The following is a 2,340-nucleotide window of genomic DNA, read 5'->3' as shown; positions in this document are numbered from 1 at the left end:
AAATAATTTGCTACTCTCTCTCTCTCTCTCTCTCTCTCTCATTGGCGCCACGCCAATAACTACACTCTTAAACATTTTCTCTTACGCGCGCGAGGCATGCCGCGTAACCCCCGATTAACAAAGGGCTTGACCGAGTTCCCTTTGTTCAGTAACTCGTGCCTTTTTTTCGGATTGAAAAAAGAAATATAAGATGAATTTTACTCAAAAAAACAATACTTTCTCAATTTAAAATATTAAATATGAAAGAAATTAAATTAGACAAAAGATTGTATCAGAAACCTGTAATTAAAATTTTCAATATGGATATTGAAAATCTCATGAATCTCAGTGGAAATGCTGGTACAATCACTCCGGGTGCCAGTGGAGGCGACGCAAAGAAAAATTTTTTTGAATATGAAGACGATGACTTTACCTCTGATGAAAACGATTTCGGTTCTATTTGGGAGGACTAATTAAAAAGGATAACAATAACAAATGAAGTAAAACAAGATATGAAAACAAAAAGAATATTTCAATTAAGCATACTGTTGACAGCTGCATTGTTGACTATAAGTTGCGCCAATGATACAGCACAAGACGGACAGCAAGACATTGACAAGTTTCCGGCAGGAACAACGACATTTTACAGTGAAAACAATCCAAATACTCGAACAACACTCGCTGACTATACAAAGGGAAACAGTGCTCATGTGCTTTGGGAAGCGACCGACCATATTTGGGTAAAAGATGATAACGGCACATTTCGCCAAAGTTCTATTACCAAGTTCCCCGAGCCTTCAAACAAGAACGAAGCGATATTTGGTTTAACTGGAAACTTTACAGGTGCAAATCACATGGTTGTATATACGGGTAAGAACAGCGCTTCGCCTACAGAAGTTGAAATCAAAGCCGTTCAGACACCGACTGCGACCAACAATTTTGACCACTTAGGCGAGTGGGGCGACTGCGGCGTTGCGATAGCAAAGAAAAGTTCGAATAGCGGATACAGATTTTTCCTTGAGCACAAGACGGCCTACCTTTGTCTTTATCCTCGTCTTGAGTACGAACGCCTTAATCGCAACGTGAGATTAAACAAAATTGTCATCACCTCAACTTCCGGCCCGATTGCCGGCAAATATGATTTCACAAATGGCACACTCGGCACTGCGCCCACAAGTTCAGCAAGCAACACGATTACGATAACTACACCATCGGGCAAGATGTCTCTCTCGACAAGGAATGACAGCTGTTATTATGTTGTCATTGCCCCAGGCAGCCACACTCTGAATGTCGACTATTATATTGAAGACCCGACAACACATGTCTCGAGTGTCATCAGCAAATCGCTCGGTACAGTCGCTTGCGATGCAGGAAAAATGGGTGATTTTACGGCTTGGATAGATAAGGATATCCCCAATTTAGGAAATAACTACTATATGTGGGATGCAAAGCAGAAATATTGGGCAGGCTTTGAATGGGATTCTTCTAATCCATTGCAACCTACTGTCAACAATGCCACCAACAATAATTATCCCAAAGATAATAATGATTCCAGATGGTTTCATCATGATACTGGAAACCCTTACACGTATAATCACGTTAATCCTTTATTCAAGACTTTACCTACCGCCCACGAAATGATGTGGTGTGTGTGGAAAGGAGACCCACATTGGGACGACAATCAGATTTGGACAGCTTTTGGTCATCTTTATAAGGGTGGAATGTGGTTTAAGAAACTCGCCAAAATTGCTGCCGACGAGGGAGTGACTCTTGAGCACATGAAAGTCGATCATAGTGAAGCTACTTCTAATGGGCTACCAACGAGTGTTCCAAATTATTCAATAAATACTACTCCTCTCACAAATTCTGAAAAACAAGACTACTTCTTCCTGCCCGCTATGGGATACTATGATGCAGCTGGAACGTTGTATGGTTTGGGTACCGAAGGACGATATTGGTCTTCAATGTTTTGGCCAGTTCCAGGCTATGCTCACGGCCTGCAGTTTGATAAGTATCATGCAACGCAACTGTATTATAATCGCTGCAACTATGGTTATATGACAATACCTTTCAAATAACTCTGTCAAAAGTTACTTTCCGAAGGGCTTGGCATTTCCGCGCTTGGCGAAAGTCGTTTCCCGAAGGGTTTGGCATTTCCGCGCATGGCGAAAGTCGTTTCCCGAAGGGTTTGGCATTTCCGCGCTTGGCGAAAGTCGTTTCCCGAAGGGTTTGGCATTTCCGCGCATGGCGAAAGTCATTTCCCGAAAGGTTTGGCGTTTCCGCGCTTGGCGAAAGTCATTTCCCGAGTGGTTTGGCATTTCCGCGCATGGCGAAAGTCATTTCCCGAATGGTTTGGCATTT

General features: G+C 42.5%; 3 protein-coding genes. All 3 read left to right on the top strand.

Going from position 1 to position 2,340, the window contains the following annotated elements; genetic code table 11:
* Positions 1-239 precede the first annotated feature (239 nt).
* On the top strand, positions 240-452 hold the full coding sequence (locus HMPREF9145_RS06960) for a hypothetical protein (protein ID WP_036906950.1): 213 nt from the start codon (positions 240-242) through the stop codon (positions 450-452).
* 39 nt (positions 453-491) lie between these two features.
* Positions 492-2,057 (top strand): hypothetical protein, encoded by a 1,566-nt coding sequence (locus tag HMPREF9145_RS06955; protein ID WP_021825646.1) that lies wholly within the window; start codon positions 492-494, stop codon positions 2,055-2,057.
* A gap of 28 nt (positions 2,058-2,085) precedes the next feature.
* A partial coding sequence (locus HMPREF9145_RS13465; protein ID WP_155945282.1) for a hypothetical protein occupies positions 2,086-2,340 on the top strand: 255 nt, incomplete at its 3' end.

The organism is Segatella salivae F0493 (assembly GCF_000477535.1).
In the GTDB taxonomy this organism is placed as follows: domain Bacteria; phylum Bacteroidota; class Bacteroidia; order Bacteroidales; family Bacteroidaceae; genus Prevotella; species Prevotella salivae.
Note: the sequence above shows the minus strand (reverse complement) of the source record. Positions and strands in the feature narration are given on the sequence as shown.

What these genes read in the sequence shown, in the direction of transcription:
- HMPREF9145_RS06960 (WP_036906950.1), top strand. Translation starts at nt 240, where the DNA reads ATGAAAGAAATTAAATTAGACAAAAGATTGTATCAGAAACCTGTAATT.
- HMPREF9145_RS06955 (WP_021825646.1), top strand. Translation starts at nt 492, where the DNA reads ATGAAAACAAAAAGAATATTTCAATTAAGCATACTGTTGACAGCTGCA.